Annotated in this window: 7 protein-coding genes and 1 pseudogene; all 8 read left to right on the plus strand. The window is 39.8% G+C overall.

Annotated features, from left to right (window positions below; all coding sequences use genetic code 11):
* Window positions 1-17: 17 nt before the first annotated feature.
* The 8 genes and pseudogenes from C231_RS0105640 to tuf all read left to right on the plus strand — a co-directional run bounded on the left by C231_RS0105640 (window position 18) and on the right by tuf (window position 21,490).
* A complete protein-coding gene (locus tag C231_RS0105640; RefSeq protein WP_281164019.1) occupies window positions 18-7,886 on the plus strand; it encodes a SpaA isopeptide-forming pilin-related protein in 7,869 nt (2,622 codons plus the stop codon).
* On the plus strand, window positions 7,813-8,934 hold the full coding sequence (locus C231_RS07930; protein WP_083912528.1) for a Cna B-type domain-containing protein: 1,122 nt from the start codon (window positions 7,813-7,815) through the stop codon (window positions 8,932-8,934). Before C231_RS0105640 ends, C231_RS07930 begins: the two co-directional genes overlap by 74 nt.
* 421 nt (window positions 8,935-9,355) lie before the next feature.
* Complete coding sequence (gene rpoB / locus C231_RS0105650; RefSeq protein ID WP_425386749.1) at window positions 9,356-12,925, plus strand: DNA-directed RNA polymerase subunit beta; 3,570 nt, start codon at window positions 9,356-9,358, stop codon at window positions 12,923-12,925.
* 69 nt (window positions 12,926-12,994) lie between these two features.
* A pseudogene (rpoC, locus tag C231_RS0105655) lies at window positions 12,995-16,525 on the plus strand (DNA-directed RNA polymerase subunit beta'); the annotation flags it as partial.
* A gap of 533 nt (window positions 16,526-17,058) precedes the next feature.
* Window positions 17,059-17,472 (plus strand): 30S ribosomal protein S12, encoded by a 414-nt coding sequence (rpsL, locus tag C231_RS0105660; protein ID WP_018659659.1) that lies wholly within the window; start codon window positions 17,059-17,061, stop codon window positions 17,470-17,472.
* A gap of 46 nt (window positions 17,473-17,518) precedes the next feature.
* Window positions 17,519-17,989: a 30S ribosomal protein S7 gene (gene rpsG / locus C231_RS0105665; RefSeq protein WP_018659660.1), complete on the plus strand. Its 471-nt coding sequence runs from the start codon at window positions 17,519-17,521 to the stop codon at window positions 17,987-17,989.
* A gap of 90 nt (window positions 17,990-18,079) precedes the next feature.
* On the plus strand, window positions 18,080-20,167 hold the full coding sequence (gene fusA / locus C231_RS0105670) for an elongation factor G (RefSeq protein WP_018659661.1): 2,088 nt from the start codon (window positions 18,080-18,082) through the stop codon (window positions 20,165-20,167).
* Window positions 20,168-20,302: 135 nt separating this feature from the next.
* Entirely contained in the window at window positions 20,303-21,490 is a 1,188-nt protein-coding gene (gene tuf / locus C231_RS0105675; protein WP_018659662.1) for an elongation factor Tu, read from the plus strand.
* Window positions 21,491-21,683: the final 193 nt, after the last annotated feature.

Below are 21,683 nucleotides of genomic sequence, written 5' to 3' on the forward strand. Positions count from 1 at the left end.
GTGTCCCCGTAACCGAGATTGCGGATCAGGCATTTAGCCAGAAAAATATTGAAACACTTATCTTAGGTAGCCATGTCAAACGTATCGGGAATTATGCATTTGCCGCCAATAAGATCGAGCATGTGGAGATTAATCAAGAATTGAAAGAAATTGGCGATTATGCTTTTCGCGACAATGCATTGAACCAGTTGGACTTAAAAAATGTGACAACTATTGGGACTGAAGCATTTGCAAATAATAACTTGGACTCCATCGCCTGGCCAAATGTTCAAAAAGTGGGCGATCGTGCTTTTATTAACAATATTTTCTATGAAGTGACAGCCCCTTCAACGATTGAAAGCTACGGTTCTGGTGTTTTTTCTAAAAATGAACGTTATGTTTTAATCAAAACTAGCAATCCACATATTCAAACAGAAGTTGTTAAAGATGCTTTTGGACAAGTTGTCAATCCTGTGACTGTAACGGTTGAATTTGTAGATCAAGCGACTGGCGAAAAGATTTTAGACGATCAGATAATTGGAAATGATTTCCAAAAAATTGATGGTTTAATCTTTTTGAATCAAAAAAACGCCTACACGCCAGACAAAATTACAGGATATCGTCCGATACAAGAGACGGTTGAATTTACCCCTGATACAACAGATTATAAATTAACTATAAAATATGAAAATCGTAGCATTAAACCTAAATTTAAAGTGGTCAAATCACCATTCATTGAAGCGGACGGTGACGGTTCAGAAGATGTCTTGAAATCTTTTGTAACGGCGACAGACTTGGATGGTAATGATCTTTCTGCTCAAATAAAAGTCAACCCGACGACTGTTGACAGTTCTGTTCGAGGTCCAGTCGAGGTTACTTATCAAGTAACAGATGCAAATGGAAATACAGCGACTTTTGAACTAAAAGTGATGGTTGGAACGAATTGGTTTGACTTTGAGCTTGGTAAGGGCTGGGTTCTGGGTGATTTTACTTATGATGGCGATAAAGTAACAGGACTTTCAGCGAGTGGTCAAGAAAAGATTAAGACCCAAAAAGAATTAATTTTACCACATTTGAATCCGCATGATGGTTCAACTACTATTCATACTGTAGCTATTAACATGGATGATGCAACTTCTTTCCGTAAGAAAGGACTAACAAGCGTAGCCGATTTTGCGGGCAATATTACAACCATTGAAGGGAAATATGATCGTTATAGCGGGTCCTACAATGCTGAAACTGGCAGAGGAACGAGTCGGGGCGAATTTTCAAATAATAAATTAACGTCCATAGACTTAAAAGGTTTGGAATATGTCGGTAAAAGTGCATTCCAAAATAACCAACTGGAAAAAATTACTTTTCCAAGCTTGAAAGTAATTGGTGCAAGTGCCTTTGCGGGGAACAATTTGAAAACTATTGAAGAAAATGACTTACCAAATGTCGAAAAACTCATCGAAATTTGGAACTTCGGTAGCGGCAACAAGTTGACAAAAGTACATATGCCACGCTTGGTATCCATTGAATCGACAGGCTTTATCGACAACCCAATTGCCGATGCCTATATGCCTAAGCTTGAAATGGTAGGACCTAATACCTTTGCTGGGAACAAGTTGACGGAAGTGACACCTAATAATTTTCCGTCCTTAAAAGTAATTGATGAAGGTGCTTTTCGCAATGGGGCTATCACGAAATTGGAATTGCCGCTGGTGGAAGATTTAGGCGATGGTTTTCGAAATAACCCTATTACAGAAGTTGTGCCGAATTTTCCGAAGTTGAAAGTTATTCGTTCAAGTGCGCTTGCAAACAAAAATATCTCAGAAATTACTGCTCCCGTCCTAGAGAAAATCGAAAGCAATGCATTTTATAATAATCCAGGAAGTACATCTTATGCAGGAGATGTTGCAGTCTGGACAGACAATACGAATTTGACGAGTAAAGAGAATTATCTGATTAATCCAACTGAACGCGATGAAGAATTAGTATGGAAAGAGTCCGACTTCGTTTGGGATAGCAATAATCGCAATCGCGTGCTTGGGTTTTCCTCCGTTGGGAAACGAAAATTCCCTGAAATGGAACGCAAGCTGACTTTGCCTGCACGTGCACGTATTGTTGGCAAACTAGCCTTTAATAACCTCGGCTTAGTCTCTGTGATAGCACCTCATGTCGAAGAAGTAGAAGAAGGTGCATTTTTCGGGAATAACTTAACGAATATTGATGATGCCTTTTCATCTTTGAAAGTTGCTGGAGACTTATCCTTTGCGGTAAATGGCTTGACCGAGCTGTCGTTGCCAGCGCTTGAAACGACAAGTTATCGTACTTTTTTTGGTAACAAATTAACAAAATTAAACTTGCCAAATGCTTTATCTATTGGTGAAGAAGCTTTTGAGCGTAACCCGATAAAAGAGTTATATTTGCCAAAAGTAAAAGTGATTGAACAAGATGCATTCACCTCTCACCAATTAAAAGAACTTTCTTTACCTTCTGTTGAAAGAATTGGTGTCGCAGCATTCTCTAAAGTTAACTCCCGCACGGCTGGAGCTAATCGTATGGATCCTCCTTATCCAGACCGAGTCGTTTCGGGATATGGGGCAAGTACGTTGGAAAAAGTTGACTTACCAAATGTAAAAGAAATTGGAGATCTTGCATTTGCAGGAAACAAAATTGCAGAAATTAATATTACGCATGTTCAAACCATTCGCCGCAAAGCGTTTCATGAGAATAAAATTAGTGGTGATCTTGTACTTCCAGATGTTCAAATGATTGGTCCGAGCGCTTTTGCACGCAATGCATTAGATAATGTCCATGTAAAAGATACGCTTGCAACGTTAGATGCAACAGCATTTGATAAAAATGTAAGTAATAACAAAGATCGCCGTCCAGTATTTGTCTTTATCGAAGGACGTGAAAATCCCCATCATTTAGAAGATGGCTACACGCAAAATGTTCGTCAACATATTATTAATCCGACCCAAGTGACGGTCAAACATGTGGACACAGAAGAAAATGAGTTGGCGGAAAGTGTTACAGAATATATCTTGAGCGAAAAAACATATTCTGCTTATCAGATTTTTAATTATGCAGCAGATAAAGAGTCAAAAGTTGCTCCAGATAATCGTCAAGAAAATGTCGTTAAATTTGTGTATACGAAGTTAGATTTAGATGAGAAACAGACACAAGGCATTGAGATCTGGCAAGATTACGAAACTGATTTAGATAGTGGTAACAAAAAAACACACTACAAAATTGGAGAATTGATGACGATTCGACTATATATGGATTTGACTGGTTTCGATTCACAAATGAACAAAGGGAAACTCAAAGTCTATTTTGATCCGAAATATATCGATCCTGAAAGTATTAGTATGCCATCTTCTTTAAGTGTGGAACGCTATGACGTGAAAAACACTGGAATCGTTGAGATTTCATTGAAATCAATCAGTGGCGGTTTCCAATTGGAGCTACCAATTAACTGGCGCTTTAGAAAATATGTAACACCAATGAATTATCCATTTAAAGTGAATTCATTATTTGAAAATGATGGTGAAGTCTTATCTGTTTCAAAACTGCTCACGCTTTCTGGTTATTATGATCTGCCCCGGATGGAAAAAGGCAGTCCAATCAATACCCCAAGTACAGAAAAAACAACACGCCGTCCAACAGATAATGGACCACGTATAATGGGTACGATTGAACAATTTGTAACCGATGAGAATACTTATGAATACAAAGTGGGAACGCCAAAACCAGTCCGTTATGATTTCACTATCAATGGCTTAGAACGTAATGTCGATCGTGCGATCATTACAGATACATTACCTACTTATATTGCTGTAAATAAATCTGGCGCTTTGGAAGAAAGAGTTGCTACATTTGATCTAAAATTGAACCCAGCATGGGCATTGTCAAACGACGGAAAAACAGTATCGCAGACGGTAGATTTCCCAGCAACTGTCTATCCTAACCGATATTTTGCGCCGCTTTATTTATCATATCCTGATCTAAAAGCAGGTTACAACGTTGAAAACCACGCTCAAATTGATTTAAGAGTTAATGATAAAGGAGCTGCTGAAAAAGATTTTACAGTTTCTGATAGCCTATCTATTTATACAGCATTTTATACAGATGTGGTGGATGCAGGCAGATTGAAATTTGAAAAGAATGCTTATGGTCGTCCACATGGCACACCATTTGATAGTTATTTCTATGATGTTCAATCAGATCGTGAAAAAACGATACCATTTTTATTGAGAATAACATCATCTAGTTCACGCTCTGACTTAAAAGAAGTGACATTAACGGACTATAAGTTAGATGATCGACTTTATTATAGTGGTGTATCCTTCCCAAGAGATTCGCATACGGCAAATAATATTCCTGTGTCAATTGTCGCTTATCAACAGTTGGGCGATAAAATGAATCCAGCAAATGATAAGATCTTACATGAGACCTCTGTTGAAATGTCCGAAAAGAATGAAGTGGTATTTGATGAGAGCTATGCAAAAGAGATTGATTATGTCCAAATTATTCTCCCTGAAAAACACAAAGTTTTTTCGGCACTTGAATTCTTGGTCAATACAAAATTAAAAGATCCAAATAAAAAACATTATATTCCAGGTGGATTAAAAAGCGATAATGTCTTCAAAAACCATGCGGTAATGTCAGGAAATCTCTATGAAGGTGGAACGGACACCGCAATCTCTAAACGTGGGGACGTGGTTGAAGAGCAATCAGGCGTATTGATTAGTAAATATGATGAAGCATGGGATAATCTGGCAGGTAACCTTATATGGGGTGTTCGCGATCAGGTTAGCATTCGTGAATATCAGCAGCAAGCAAGTGTTCGCAAAACACAAACTTACTCTAGCTCGAAAATGTTATTCCCTGGAGATAAAGGCAGCTACAATTTATCGGTCGTTCCTCATGCAAAAAGTGTGAATGGTCATGGTGAAGTTATTGACCAATCAGGCGAAAATTATCATGATTTTGAAATGGTCGATTTATTGCCAAAAGGTATCATACCAACCAAAGTCACTTTAAATAATGACTTTATACGTGCTGGCGGAAGTTGGACCTTAGAAGCTAATTATAATGGAACAGGACGTGAGGCTCTCGTCTTTAAAGGAGCAGAAATTCCAGGAAACATTCGCAGTATCGCCACTATTGATACAGAAATTGATTATGATGTTGAAGAAGGCTACATTAAAAATGAAGTCTATTGGAATTACACGAATGATGCCATTGAAAAAGTTGGCTATAAAAAAGCGTTGCCAGGAACTGACAACGAATGGCTCTATGATGATGCAACAATTCGCGTTCAAAAAGCGAGTGAAATGTCTGCAAGAAAATCAATTCGTAAAGCTGGCGAGTTAATGTGGATGTCAACGGGCATCCAAACGCAGTCCGAAGAGGCATTTGATTATCGCTTATCACTTTATAACAATCGCAATACGCCTAGAAAAGAGATTGATGTCGTTGACGTATTGCCTTATGTAGGAGATCAAAGTATCCAAGAGCTTAATATTGGCACTGGTAAACGCGCACCACGTGAAAGCGAATTTGAAAATAGCTTGGATTTAGACCGTACAATAGAAGTCCCTGATGGTTATGAAGTGCTTTATTGGAATAGTGATACGCCAATGAATTATCAAGGAAAAGCAGCTGATGAAACATTTGCTAATTTAAATTGGCCAACAACACCAGCGAAGAATACGCGTGCTATCCGCATTCGTGCAAAAGAAAATATCGAACTTGCACCAAATAGCTCCTTACACGTGATTATTCCGATGAAAGCACCAAAAAATACGGTGGCTAATGATTTTGATCGCTCAGGACAGCGTGCTTATAACACCTTTGTTCGCAAGGATGCCCACACGGTGCGCTTTGTTGAACCAAACCGTGTTTACAATGAATTGGGCTATCCACGAGGCAGCATCAGCTTCAATAAATATGGACATGAAGGCAAACATATTGCTACACAAGACTTAGAAAAACTTGAGGGTGCAATATTTGAACTATATACGGAAGATGGCGAGCTTGTGGGTAGCGCTACATCAGATGCTAAGGGACATGTACGTTTTGACGATTTAGATATCAAAAAAACTTATACCTTGAAAGAAGCAAAAGCACCTGAAGGGTATCAACTTTCTAAAAAAACATTTGAAATTACTTATGAAGATTTCAAGAAAACCTTTAAGCAAACGCAAACCTTCGATTATCACTTAACGGATGCACAAGAACAAGATGTGGTGAACATCAAGCCAATTTATGGCACCTTAAAACTTGAAAAAGTAAATGGGGAAAATAAACCGCTAGAAAATGTTCGCTTCCATCTTGTGGGTCGTGATGATGCGGATCGTGTAATTTATGATAAAGAGCATTTTACAGATCGCAAAGGTCAAGTTAGCGTTAATCAGTTACCAGAAGGAAAATATACCCTGACAGAAGTAAAAGATGAGAATCGAACGGGATATGTACCAGCTGAGCCGAGAGAATTCGTTATTGATAAGACGCATCGTGCTATTGAATATCTTGGTGATCAAGCGATTGTCAACCGCAATGTTCAATTGATCATCAACAAAGTGGAAGTGGCAGCTGATTTCGATCTGACAACTTCATTAAAAGATTTTACGAATTTTGGATTGAAGAAATTGGATGGCTATCGCTTCGTGATTACTGAAGTCGCAAATCCGACCCGTCAGATCACAACTGGACCGACTGTAAAAGGGGTCATAAAAGTTGAAGGCTTGAAAGTTAATACCTTATATGAGATTGAAGAACAAAAACAAACCGCCGATCCAATGCATGCACATAACCCAAATAAATATCGCTTTATGATTAATGATCGTGGTGTGCTCTTAGCTGAGGATGGTAGCGAGTTTAGACAAAACATTGTCAATTTCCCGAATGCGAAGAAAGAGTTGAAAGGTCGTATTCAAGTCATAAAAGTAGATAACGCGGATCGTCCACTTGAAGGTGCCGTCTTTGGACTCTACGATATGAATGATGAACTTCTTCGTGAGGCAACGACAACATTGAATGCTGATGGAAAAGCACAAGTCATCTTTGATGAATTGACAGCGGGTACCTATAAAGTGAAAGAAATACGTGCTCCGAAAGGATATGTCAAATCAGAGACCGTTCAAACCGTTGTTATTCCAAAATCAATTTATGATGAGATGATGTATGATCCAACGGTAGATACTTCGGGAGATACATTTATCAAAACGGTGGGATTCACCTATCATAACCAACCATTTGAACTAGAGATCGTAAAAGGCGATACATTCAAAGAAAATGTTACGATAAGTTATGCAGAAGATTTTATTAAAGAAAATCCAGAATATCGTTATCGCCGCAAAGGTAATGAATTTGTCGATATTTATCTTCCACTTGAAGGTGTTGAATTTGAACTTTATCAAGATGCAGGAAATCAAACGCTACAATTCGTACAAACATTGACGACCGATGCAGAAGGACATCTTCCTGTAGCTGATGTTGAGTGGAATCAGAACACTAATTATATTCTTATCGAAACTAAAGCTAAATCAGGTTATAAATTAGATAAGACACCAATTGAGTTGAATTTAAGAAATCTCTCTAAGTTAGAAACTTTTGATGGAACAATTTATCGCTATAAAGAGAATACACCTGAACGTGGACGTATTATTATTTCTAAATATGATCAAGACAATCGTCAGATCTTATCAGGTGCCAAATTTGGTCTTTATGAAAAAGGCAACTTAGAGCGTCCGCTTCAAGTTGCGACTACGAATCAATCGGGTTATATTGAATTCAAAGATTTGAAATTGAAATCCGATAATTATTCTGGTGAATATGTTGTCAAAGAAATCCAGTCACCTAAAGGATATCAACTGCTTAACCAATCATTTCAGTGTTGTACTGAATGAAAATAAAGCAAGTCATACCTTTATTGTCAATAATCCACACTTACGCAAAATAACAATTCAAAAAGAATGGATTGGAAAAACAGGACAATCAGCAAGCTTTAAATTACTAGCTGATGGACGACCAGCAATAGATGCTGATGGAAAAGAAGTAGGTACCATTACTATAACGGCAGCCAATCGTTGGAAAGCAACAATTGATAACTTGCCGAAAGTAAATGACAGTGGAGAAGAAATTGTCTATACTCTGGAAGAGCTACCAATTGCAGGCTTCCAAGCACAAGTGTCTGGAGATGCTGATACAGGCTTTATTGTACGAAATTATAGCACTGAAAAAGTAGCCATTAATGGAACTAAGACGTGGAACGATGCCGACAACCAAGACGGTATCCGTCCACAAGAGATTAGGGTCAAGCTACTTGCGGATGGAAAAGTTGTTAAAGAGCAGAAAGTAACGGCAGCTGATCATTGGGCCTATCAATTTGATAATTTACCAAAATTCAAAGATGGCAAAGTGATTACCTATTCGATCGAAGAAGTCGATGTTAAAGGTTATAAAGCGGAAGTTGATGGATTTAACATTACGAATACGCATCTTCCAGAAACAACGAAAGTTACTGGAACTAAGACATGGAACGATGCCGACAACCAAGACGGTATCCGTCCACAAGAGATTATGGTCAAATTGCTTGCAGATGGAAAAGTTGTCAAAGAACAGAAAGTAACAGCTGAAATGAAATGGGAATTTACATTCGATCACTTACCAAAATTCAATAATGGTAAACGGATTGAATATACAATTCAAGAAGAAGCTGTCGCTGGTTATACGACAACTGTTCATGGAAATATGACCGAAGGATTTGTTATTACAAACCACCACAAACCGCATACACCACCTACAACAGGTAAGCCACCAAAAGAACCTAAAGGTCACTTACCAAAAACAGGTGCAATAAGATCACATCTCTTAATGGCGATCTTAGCAGTTGGAATAGGTGTAGGATTAGTTGCTTCAGCATTTAAAAAAGAAGAGACACTTATTGTAGAATAATTTAAAAAGAGCTGTTGAATAAACAGCTCTTTTTTATTTTTGGATGATGAGAGACTTATATCTTCTCATAAGTTTGAGAAGTGTTAATCTATAAAAAAGCATTTGCCTAAAAAATAACATTTGAATCGGTGCTTAGGTCTTGACAGTGCATATAGAATTCACTATAATTAATAGACGCTATGAAAGTACGTAGGTAAGGATTGACGCAAAGGCTATTGTTGCACTATTATCCAACAAGGCTCGTAGAGAAACAAAAGAAATGTGAACATGAATCACACGTCTTTTGTATTTTTTTTGCTTAAAATAGGGCGAAAATGTTCTTTGTTAGAAATTTGTAATGATGGTAATAAATTTGTAACAAAGAGAGACCGTTAATTTTTCTTATGATACTGCCAATTTTGTAGCTAAATTTCAACGAGAGGTGAATAGATTGCCAACGAAAGAAGTAAACTATGGAAAACATCGAGTGCGCCGCAGTTTTTCAAGAATTAATGAAGTCTTGGAATTGCCGAACTTGGTAGAAATTCAACTAGATTCTTATCAGTGGTTCTTAGATGAAGGTCTACAAGAGTTATTAGATGATATTTCGCCAATTGATGATTTTTCAGGTAATTTATCGTTAGAATTCTTAGGATATGAATTTGAAGATCCTAAATATACAGTCGATGAAGCGCGTGAGCATGATGCTAATTATTCAACACCTGTATATGTTAAGTTGCGCCTAGTCAATAAAGAATCAGGGGAAGTGAAAGAACAATCCGTCTTTTTTGGAGACTTGCCTTTGATGACAGATCAGGGAACATTTATCATTAATGGTGCTGAACGTGTCGTTGTTTCGCAGCTTGTTCGTTCACCAGGTGTATATTTTAGTCCGAAACCAGAAAAAAATGGGCGTGAAGGGTTTGGCGCAGTAGTCATTCCTAACCGTGGCGCGTGGCTTGAATATGAAACTGATACGCGCGGTTTGGCGAATGTGCGCATTGACCGTACGCGCAAGTTACCACTGTCTACATTAGTTCGCGCACTGGGCTTCGGTTCAGATGACGAAATTGAAGAAATCTTTGGCCGCAGTGAATCGCTACTTGAAACGCTTGAAAAAGATATCCATAAAAATCTTGATGATTCACGTGTTGAAGAAGCGCTCAAAGATATCTATGACCGCCTACGACCAGGAGAACCAAAAACTGCAGAATCCTCTCGTAACCTATTAATGACGCGCTTTTTTGATCCGCGCCGCTACGATTTGGCACGCGTTGGTCGTTATAAATTGAACAAAAAATTAGACTTAAAAACCCGCTTGCTCGGATTGACGCTAGCGGAGACGTTAGCTGACCCAGAAACGGGAGAGGTTATCGTTGAAAAAGGAACGAAAGTCAATCGTGAAGTAATGGACCGCTTAGCCCCTGCACTTGATAATAATCTTGGCATGGTCACATTGCATCCATCTCCAGAAGCTGTCGTAGCAGAGCCGATTGATGTACAAATGATCAAAGTCTATTCAGAAATGGATCCTGACCGAGTTGTCCACATGATTGGCAATGGTCAACCAGACCTCGATGTGAAATATATTTTGCCTGCAGATATGATTGCAGCCATGTCTTATTTCTTCGGATTGATGGAAGGGTTTGGTGAAGTGGATGATATTGACCACTTAGGCAACCGTCGCATCCGCAGTGTTGGGGAACTACTCCAAAATCAATATCGCATCGGTGTTAGCCGTATGGAACGTGTGGTACGTGAGCGGATGTCGATTCAAGATGCGGACACAACCACTCCGCAACAATTAGTCAATATTCGTCCAGTTGTCGCGAGCGTAAAAGAATTCTTCGGCTCAAGCCAGTTGTCGCAATTTATGGATCAGGTGAACCCTTTAGGAGAATTGACACATAAACGTCGTCTCTCAGCACTAGGGCCTGGCGGATTGACACGTGAGCGCGCAGGCTATGAAGTCCGAGACGTTCACTACTCCCACTACGGTAGAATGTGCCCAATTGAAACGCCTGAAGGACCGAACATTGGTCTAATTAACTCTTTGGCAACCTTTGCTCGTGTTAATGAATTTGGATTTATTGAGACTCCTTATCGAAAAGTAGACCGTAAAAATGGTCACGTAACACAAGAGATTCACTATTTAACAGCTGATGAAGAAGATCAATATGTAATTGCTCAGGCAAATGCATTACTTGATGAAAATGATAACTTCGTTGAAGATCGCGTTCTAGCACGTGAGCGAGCAGATAATGAAGAAGTAGCCATTGAAGATGTGGACTACATGGATGTTTCACCGAAACAAGTTGTCTCAGTGGCGACAGCAAGTATTCCATTTTTGGAAAATGATGACTCTAACCGCGCCTTAATGGGAGCAAATATGCAGCGCCAAGCAGTGCCACTTATGCAACCTGAAGCACCACTTGTTGGAACGGGAATTGAGTATCATGCAGCATTAGACTCCGGCTCGGCGATTATTGCCAAAGAATCAGGGGTCGTTGAATATGTTGACGGCGATACGATTAAAGTGACTGAAATTGATGGTAGCACACGTACTTATCACTTAGCAAAATTCCAACGTTCAAACTCAGGTACAAGCTATAACCAACGTCCAATTGTAAAAGTTGGTGACTCTATCGACAAAGGTGAATTAATTGCTGACGGCCCATCCATGGATAATGGTGAAATTGCCTTAGGTAAAAACCCGCTCATCGCTTTCACAACTTTTGACGGTTATAACTTTGAGGATGCGGTCATTATGAGTGAACGTCTTGTAAAAGATGATGTTTATACTTCGATTCATATCGAAGAATATGAAGCAGAAGCACGCGATACAAAATTAGGACCGGAAGAAATCACACGTGAAATTCCAAACGTTGGGGAATCGGCATTACGTAACCTTGATGAAGATGGAATCATTCGAATCGGCGCAGAAGTTCGCGATGGCGATATTCTCGTAGGAAAAGTAACACCAAAAGGAATTTCCGAATTGTCAGCTGAAGAAAAATTACTTCATGCAATCTTCGGTGAAAAAGCGCGCGAAGTTCGCGATACTTCCTTACGTGTGCCACATGGCGGTGGCGGAATTGTTAGCGATGTAAAAATATTTACACGCGAAAAAGGTGATGAGCTTTCTGCTGGTGTCAATGATTTGGTTCGCGTCTATATTGCACAAAAACGTAAAATTAGAGTCGGCGATAAAATGGCAGGTCGCCATGGAAATAAAGGGGTTATTTCCCTTATTCTTCCAGAAGAAGATATGCCATTTATGCCAGATGGAACACCTGTCGATATTATGCTGAACCCACTGGGAGTTCCTTCACGTATGAACATTGGTCAAGTGTTCGAACTTCACTTAGGAATGGCCGCACGTGAATTAGGCGTTCGTTATGCAACACCAGTATTTGATGGAGCAACTGAACAAGATGTATGGGATGAGATTGCAAAAGTCGATTTGGTGGATAATGATGGAAAAGTTACATTATTTGATGGACGAACAGGAGAACCTTTTGACAAAAAAGTTGCAGTCGGCGTTATGTATTTCTTGAAACTCTCCCACATGGTCGATGATAAGATGCATGCACGTTCGACAGGTCCATATTCATTAGTAACGCAACAGCCGCTTGGAGGAAAAGCACAATTTGGAGGGCAACGATTTGGCGAGATGGAAGTGTGGGCGCTTGAAGCTTATGGTGCTGCTTATACACTTCAAGAAATCTTGACATATAAATCGGATGACGTTCAAGGTCGTGTTCGTGCATATGAAGCAATCGTAAAAGGCGATCCAATTCCAAAACCAGGAGTTCCTGAATCCTTCCGCGTGCTTGTAAAAGAACTTCAATCATTAGGTTTAGATTTGAAAGTCTTGAATGAAGCAGGCGACGAGATCGAATTGAAACTTGAAGATGAACTTGACGACATTATTAATGTTGATTCACTTGAACAAATGAAAAAAGAACAAGAAAGACTGCGTGCGCAGCAAGAAGATGAAATCAACAACTAATTCAATCATTAAACAACGTTAAAAAAGAGCTAGGGCAGCTCAAAAATATATAAAGGGAGGTTTGCCCCCTTGGCTGATGTAAATAAATTTGAAAGTATCCGTATTGGACTTGCTTCACCTGAAAAAATTCGCAGCTGGTCTTATGGAGAAGTAACCAAGCCGGAAACGATTAATTATCGCACATTGAAACCAGAAAAAGACGGACTTTTTGATGAACGCATTTTTGGGCCAACAAAAGATTATGAATGTGCCTGCGGAAAATATCGCCGTATTCACTACAAGGGTGTCGTTTGTGATCGTTGTGGTGTAGAAGTCACAAGCTCTAAAGTACGCCGCGAACGTATGGGACATTTGGAGCTAGCTACGCCTGTTACCCACATTTGGTACTTTAAAGGGATTCCAAGTCGCTTAGGGTTGATTTTAGATATGTCACCACGAAGTCTAGAAGAAATTATCTACTATGCTTCCTATGTTGTGATTGATCCAGGCGACACTGACCTAGAGAAAAAACAATTATTAAATGAGTTCGAATATCATGACTATCGCATGCAATATGGCAATGCATTCTATGCTGAAATCGGTGCCGAAGCAATTCGCCTTCTCTTAAAAGAAGTCGATTTAGAAAAAGAAGTTGAAGAATTAAAAGAATTCTTACAAACTGCAACGGGTCAACGCCGTACACGCGCGATTCGCCGCCTTGATATTTTAGATGCATTTATTGCGAGTGGTAATGAGCTTGACTGGATGGTCATGGATGTTATCCCAGTCATCCCACCAGATCTACGTCCAATGGTTCAACTGGACGGTGGTCGTTTTGCAACGAGCGATTTGAATGATTTATATCGTCGTGTAATTAACCGCAACAATCGTCTAAAACGATTGATTGATTTGAATGCACCGCATATTATCGTTCAAAATGAAAAACGTATGTTACAAGAAGCAGTCGATGCTCTAATTGATAATGGGCGCCGTGGCCGTCCAGTAACAGGACCAGGAAATCGTCCGTTGAAATCACTTTCTCATATGCTGAAAGGAAAACAAGGACGCTTCCGTCAGAATTTGCTAGGAAAACGTGTAGATTATTCGGGACGATCTGTTATCGTTGTCGGTCCGAACTTAAAAATGTATGAATGCGGTCTGCCAAAAGAGATGGCGATCGAGCTTTTCAAACCATTTGTTATGAAAGAATTAGTAGCACGCAATCTAGCGACTAACGTCAAAAATGCCAAACGCAAAATTGAACGCTTGGACAATGATATTTGGGAAGTGCTTGAAGATGTAATTCGTGAACATCCTGTCCTTTTAAACCGCGCCCCAACCCTACACCGATTAGGAATCCAAGCATTTCAGCCAGTGCTCGTGGATGGCCGCGCTATTCGCTTGCACCCATTAGCATGTGAGGCATATAATGCGGACTTTGATGGGGACCAGATGGCAGTTCACGTTCCACTGAGCGAAGAAGCTAAAGCTGAAGCGCGCATCTTAATGCTCGGTGCTCAAAATATTTTGAACCCGAAAGATGGTCGCCCAGTTGTAACACCTTCACAGGACATGGTCTTAGGAAATTATTATTTAACAATTGAACAACCAGGAGCTAAAGGTGAAGGAATGGTCTTTTCAAGCAGTAATGAAGCTTACCAAGCATATAAGACAGGCTATGTTCATCTGCACTCACGTGTTGCAATTCGCCCAACGGACCTTCCAGAGAAAACATTCTCAAAAGCTCAACGTGATCAATATATGATCACAACGGTCGGAAAAATTATCTTTAATGGTATTATGCCGAAAGAGTTCCCATATTTAAATGAACCATCCATTTATAATTTGGAAGAACAGACACCTGATAAATATTTCGTCCCTTATGGCGTAGATATCAAAGCAGCCATTCGAGAAATGCCGATTGTTTCACCATTTAAGAAAAAAGATTTGGGAAATGTTATCGCCGAAGTATTCAAGCGTTTCAAAGTGACGGAAACAAGTCGCATGCTTGATGAGATGAAAGACCTTGGTTATTCTTATGCAACGAAATCAGGTATTACTGTCAGTGTTGCTGATGTTATTACATTAGAAGAAAAACCTGAAATTTTAGCACAATCGACAGAAAAAGTCGAACGTATCAATGCTACTTATCGTCGCGGTTTGATTACAGAAGAAGAACGCTACCAAAATATTATCGATGTTTGGACACAAGCACGTGATACTATTGAAGATCATCTTGTACATTCATTGGAACAAAATAATAATATCTTTATGATGAGTGATTCGGGTGCACGTGGTAACGTTTCGAACTTGACACAGCTTGCGGGAATGCGCGGATTGATTGCTGGCCCTAATGGACAAATTATGGAATTGCCAATCACTTCAAACTTCCGCGAAGGTTTAAGCGTTTTGGAAATGTTCATTTCAACGCACGGTGCACGTAAAGGAATGACCGATACAGCGCTCAAGACAGCAGACTCTGGTTACTTAACCCGCCGCTTGGTCGATGTGGCGCAAGATGTGATTATTCGCGAAGAAGATTGTGGCACATCACGTGGACTTGTAGCTAGAGCACTTAAAAATGGCAAAGAAGAGATCGAGTCGCTTGAAGAACGTATTACGGGTCGTTATAGTTTGCGCACGCTGCTTCATCCTGAAACAAGCGAAATACTTGTGAAGGCAAATGAAATGATTACAGAAGATATTGCTCGCAAAATTATTAAAGCGGGTTATGAAGAAGTGCCAATTCGTTCAGTATTCAACTGTAACACACGCCATGGCGTCTGCCGTAAATGTTATGGCCGCAACTTAGCGACAGGACATGAAGTAGAAGTCGGCGAAGCAGTTGGAACAATTGCGGCACAATCTATCGGTGAACCAGGAACACAGCTAACAATGCGTACATTCCACACAGGTGGTGTTGCGGGCGATGATATTACGCAAGGGCTTCCACGTGTTCAAGAAATATTTGAAGCACGTCATCCAAAAGGACAAGCAACAATTAGTGAAGTCGAAGGTGAAGTTATCTCGATTGAAGAGAATGTTGCGGAACGTCTGAAAGAAGTTACGATTAAAGGCGCTACCGATACACGTGCTTATACTTTACCAATCAATGCGCGTATGAAAGTTGAAATTGGTAATGTGATTGAACGTGGAGCACCAATAAATGAAGGGTCAATCGATCCAAAAGAACTGCTTGCAGTAAGCGATATTATGACACTTCAAAGCTATATGCTCAAAGAAGTTCAATATGCATATCGTAGCCAAGGGGTTGAAATTGGCGATAAACACGTTGAAGTTATCGTGCGTCAGATGCTTAGAAAAGTGCGCGTCCTTGATCCAGGCGATACAGATCTGTTGCCAGGAGCTTTAATGGACATCCATGACTTTAAAAATCAAATTACACAAACATTGAAATCTGGTGGACAACCAGCGACTGCACGTCCAGTCCTTTTAGGAATTACCAAAGCTGCCTTGGAAACTAATAGTTTCTTATCGGCTGCTTCATTCCAAGAAACGACACGCGTTTTAACAGATGCTGCCATTCGTGGAAAAGAAGATGAACTTATTGGACTGAAAGAAAATGTCATCATTGGAAAATCTATTCCAGCTGGAACGGGAATGAAAATTTATAACGCAATTGAGCCTTATTACACTGGCCCGAATGTTATCCCACAAGAAGATGGCGAAGATGTTATTGAAGAAGTAGAATAAAAAGAAAAAAGCTAACTCTTTAAAGGGTTAGCTTTTTTATATTACCCGACATTTATCTATGATATGCAACGAGAAATTTATGAAAGGCAGAAGCCTTCATTTTTTAAAAATGAAGGCGAAAAAAAGAGGGACATTTTTGGCGATAGAAATAATATATAATGGTAGTTTTTGTTTTCATAAGAGGTAGAGTATAAATTGCCGAAAAAAGTAGATGATTTTTTTATTTTTTTAGTTGACACGTTAAAAGGGGCATGTTATTCTAATGAAGGTGCTTAAAGCGGGACCCTTATGCCTTAATGGCAAGGATCCCATTGAGTACAGACGATACATTCATCCAATCGCTTTATATTATAAGGCGATTTATAATTTTGATGAGTTGCAAACGCCTGGATGTGTGGTCTAAAAATTTTAAGTGAAACACTGTTGGAAGGAGGATAAATATGCCAACAATTAACCAGTTAGTTCGCAGTCCTAGAAAAAGCAAAGTAGAAAAATCTGAATCACCTGCTTTGAATAGAGGATTTAACACATTAAAACGTCGTCCAACGCGTGTCCTTTCCCCACAAAAACGTGGAGTATGTACGCGTGTCGGAACCATGACCCCTAAAAAACCGAACTCTGCATTGCGTAAATATGCGCGTGTTCGTTTATCGAACCAAGTAGAAGTTACTGCATATATCCCGGGTGAAGGTCACAACTTACAAGAACACAGCGTGGTCCTTATTCGCGGTGGTCGTGTAAAAGACTTACCAGGGGTACGTTACCATATCGTTCGTGGTGCACTTGACACTGCAGGCGTAACGGATCGTAAACAAGGCCGTTCTAAATATGGAACAAAAAAACCTAAAGAATAAAAAAGATTAACCATTTGGAATAGATTTTAAGAAAGGGGGAGGGGCTATGTCTCGTAAAGGTCCAGCACCAAAAAGAGATGTTGCGCCAGATCCGATTTATCAATCAAAACTTGTAACTCGTTTGATTAATCAAGTCATGGTTGACGGAAAACGCGGAAAATCAATTACTATCTTATATGAAGCATTTGACATTATTAAAGATAAAACAGGAAATGATCCTTTAGAAGTTTTTGAGGCAGCAATGCAAAACATCATGCCTGTTTTAGAAACGAAATCTCGTCGTGTAGGAGGTTCTAACTATCAAGTGCCAATGGAAGTTCGTCCGGAACGTCGTACAACTTTAGCATTGCGCTGGTTAGTGAACTATGCACGCCTTCGTGGAGAAAGAACCATGCAAGAACGTCTTGCTTACGAAATCATGGACGCTGCTAATAACACAGGCGCAGCTGTTCGCAAACGTGAAGATGTTCATAAGATGGCAGAAGCAAACAAAGCTTTCGCACATTATCGCTGGTAAGCATCATCCACGCTTAACATTAAAGAAACTTATCATAATTGATAATTTCTTACAGAAATAAAAATAAAGAAAAAGAGGTGTAACGAAAAAGTGGCAAAAAGACAATTTACTCTTGAAAAAACACGTAATATTGGTATTATGGCGCACATTGATGCCGGAAAAACTACCACCACTGAACGTATTCTTTTCTATGCAGGTCGTACGCACAAAATTGGGGAAACTCATGACGGTGCAGCCGTAATGGACTGGATGGAAGAAGAAAAAGAACGTGGTATTACGATTACCTCTGCAGCGACTACTGCTCAGTGGAGAGAACATCGAGTAAACATTATTGATACACCTGGACACGTGGACTTTACCGTAGAGGTTGAACGTTCACTTCGCGTTCTTGACGGAGCTGTTACCGTATTGGATGCACAGTCTGGGGTAGAACCACAAACTGAAACTGTGTGGCGCCAAGCGACCACTTATAATGTCCCACGTATTGTGTTCGTTAACAAAATGGACAAAATCGGAGCGGACTTCTTAAATGCTACAAAAACAATTACCGATCGTTTACAAGCAGATGCATGCCCAATTCAATTACCAATTGGTGCAGAAAATGATTTTGAAGGAATTATTGACTTAGTAGATATGGATGCTGTGATCTATAACGATGATCTCGGAAAAGATATCTCTCATATCGAAATTCCAGAAGAATATCGTGCATTGGCTGAAGAATGGCGTGAAAACCTTCTTGAAAAACTTTCAGAATATGATGAAGACTTCATGATGAAATATCTTGAAGGAGAAGAAATTACAACCGATGAAATTAAAGCCGCTATCCGTAAAGCAACATTAACGGTTGAATTCTTCCCAGTACTTTGCGGATCCGCCTTCAAAAACCGCGGAGTCCAACCAGTACTAGATGCTGTTATTGATTATCTTCCATCTCCACTGGATGTTCCTGCAATTGAAGGACATATTCCAGGAGAAGAAGACAAAATCGAAACACGCCCATCATCAGATGATGAACCATTTGCAGCATTAGCCTTTAAAGTGATGACAGATCCGTTCGTTGGTCGTCTAACATTCTTCCGCGTCTATTCTGGAACATTGGAAGCAGGAAGTTATGTATTGAATGCCTCATCAGACACTCGCGAACGTGTTGGACGTATCTTGCAAATGCATGCTAACAACCGTAGCGAAATTGAAGAAGTATTCTCTGGTGATATCGCTGCTGCTGTTGGACTTAAGAATACATCGACAGGGGATACACTATGTGCAGAAGATGCACCAATTATTCTCGAATCAATGGAATTCCCTGAGCCGGTAATTCAAGTTGCGATCGAACCTAAAACGAAAGCGGACCAAGATAAAATGGGTCTTGCCCTTCAAAAATTGGCAGAAGAAGATCCAACTTTCCGTGCTGAAACAGACCAAGAAACTGGCGAAACATTAATCTCTGGAATGGGTGAGCTTCACTTAGACGTTATCGTTGAGCGTTTACGCCGCGAATTCAAAGTGGAAGCGAACGTTGGAGCTCCTCAAGTTTCTTATCGTGAAACATTTACGAAAACAGTTGAAGCTGAAGGTAAATTCGTTCGTCAGTCTGGTGGTAAAGGTCAATATGGACATGTATGGATCGAATTCTCACCGAACGAAGAAGGCGCAGGATTTGAATTTGAAGATGCAATCGTCGGTGGGGTCGTACCACGTGAATACATTCCATCAGTTGAAGATGGACTTAAAGCAGCAATGGAAAATGGTGTCTTAGCTGGTTTTCCACTTGTTGACGTTAAAGCCAAACTTTATGATGGTAGTTACCACGATGTTGACTCGAGTGAGACAGCCTTTAAAGTGGCAGCAAGTCTTGCGCTTCGTGAGGCAGCTAAACGTGCAGGTGCCGTTATTCTTGAACCAATCATGGAAGTAGAGATTACAGCGCCTGAAGAATATCTTGGCGATTTGATGGGTCATATCTCAGCACGTCGCGGAAGCATCGAAGGTAGCGAACAACGTAAAAATGTTACAGTCGTTCGTGGACAAGTGCCACTATCTGAAATGTTCGGCTATGCGACAACATTACGTTCAGCTACACAAGGTCGTGGAACATTCGTAATGCAATTCTCACATTATGCACAAGTTCCACAATCTATTGCAGATGAAATTATTGAAAGTCATGGTAGACAACAATAATGCAGCATTCTGATTGAAGTTGAGTAAAAGGCGTTATCCGTTGCTTTTACTCCCTTCAATCAGTATAATGATTGAAGATAAGGGGATGCCCCTTTAAACCAAATAATCTAAAATCCTAAGGAGGAACTATTTAAAATGGGTAAAGAAAAATTTGATCGTACAAAACCACATATGAACATTGGTACCATTGGTCACGTTGACCACGGTAAAACCACTTTAACTGCAGCTATTACAACAGTGTTAGCAGAAAAAGGTCTTTCAGAGAAAAAAGACTATGCATCTATTGATGGTGCACCAGAAGAAAAAGAACGTGGAATTACTATTAACACTTCTCACGTAGAATATGAAACAGAAAAACGTCACTATGCACACATTGATGCACCTGGACACGCTGACTACGTTAAAAACATGATTACGGGTGCAGCACAAATGGACGGTGCAATCCTTGTTGTTTCTGCAGCTGATGGTCCTATGCCACAAACTCGTGAACATATCCTACTATCTCGTCAAGTTGGTGTTCCATACATCGTAGTATTCTTGAACAAACTTGATATGGTAGATGATGAAGAGCTTGTAGAATTAGTTGAAATGGAAGTTCGTGATCTTCTAAATGAATATGACTTCCCTGGAGATGACACACCAGTTATCGCAGGTTCCGCATTGAAAGCTATCGAAGATCCTCATAGTAAATGGGGCGACAAAGTGATGGAACTTATGGATGCTGTTGATGAATATATCCCAGAACCAGAACGTGACGCTAACAAACCATTCTTAATGCCTGTTGAAGACGTGTTCTCAATTTCTGGACGTGGTACTGTAGCAACCGGTCGTGTAGAACAAGGTCGTGTTGAAGTAGGTAATGAAGTAGAAATCGTTGGTTTACGCGATACCGCTAAAACAACTGTTACCGGAATCGAAATGTTCCGTAAACTTCTTGACTACGCAGAAGCTGGAGATAACATTGGAGCACTTCTACGTGGTGTAGGTCGTGATGAAGTAGAACGTGGACAAGTTTTAGCAACACCAGGTTCTATCACACCTCATACAACCTTTGAAGGTGAAGTATATGTCTTATCAAAAGAAGAAGGCGGACGTCATACCCCATTCTTCTCAAATTATCGCCCACAATTCTACTTCCGTACAACGGACGTTACAGGTGTTATCACATTACCAGAAGGAACCGAAATGGTTATGCCTGGTGACAACACAAACATGCATGTAGAATTGATTGCACCAATCGCTGTTGAAGAAGGAACACGTTTCACAATTCGTGAAGGTGGCCGTACAGTTGGTGCTGGTGTTGTAACAAAAATTGATAAATAATTCATTAAAAAAAGCTGACGCCTAAGCGTCAGCTTTTTTATTTTCCAAAATAATAATAACTCTCTACAAAAAGATGAGCGTCAAATTATTGAAAATAGGATAACCAAATAGGGAAGTTGGAAAATTGTATATAAATAATAGATGATATGATAGGATAATTTTAATAAATATTAGGATTGTAAAATAAGAAAGC

This window comes from Allofustis seminis DSM 15817 (assembly GCF_000374325.1).
GTDB lineage: Bacteria > Bacillota > Bacilli > Lactobacillales > Carnobacteriaceae_A > Allofustis > Allofustis seminis.

Coding starts and splice junctions, on each gene's coding strand:
- rpsG (WP_018659660.1), top strand. CDS start 17,519: ATGTCTCGTAAAGGTCCAGCACCAAAAAGAGATGTTGCGCCAGATCCG.
- C231_RS07930 (WP_083912528.1), top strand. CDS start 7,813: ATGTTGTCAAAGAAATCCAGTCACCTAAAGGATATCAACTGCTTAACC.
- rpsL (WP_018659659.1), top strand. CDS start 17,059: ATGCCAACAATTAACCAGTTAGTTCGCAGTCCTAGAAAAAGCAAAGTA.
- tuf (WP_018659662.1), top strand. CDS start 20,303: ATGGGTAAAGAAAAATTTGATCGTACAAAACCACATATGAACATTGGT.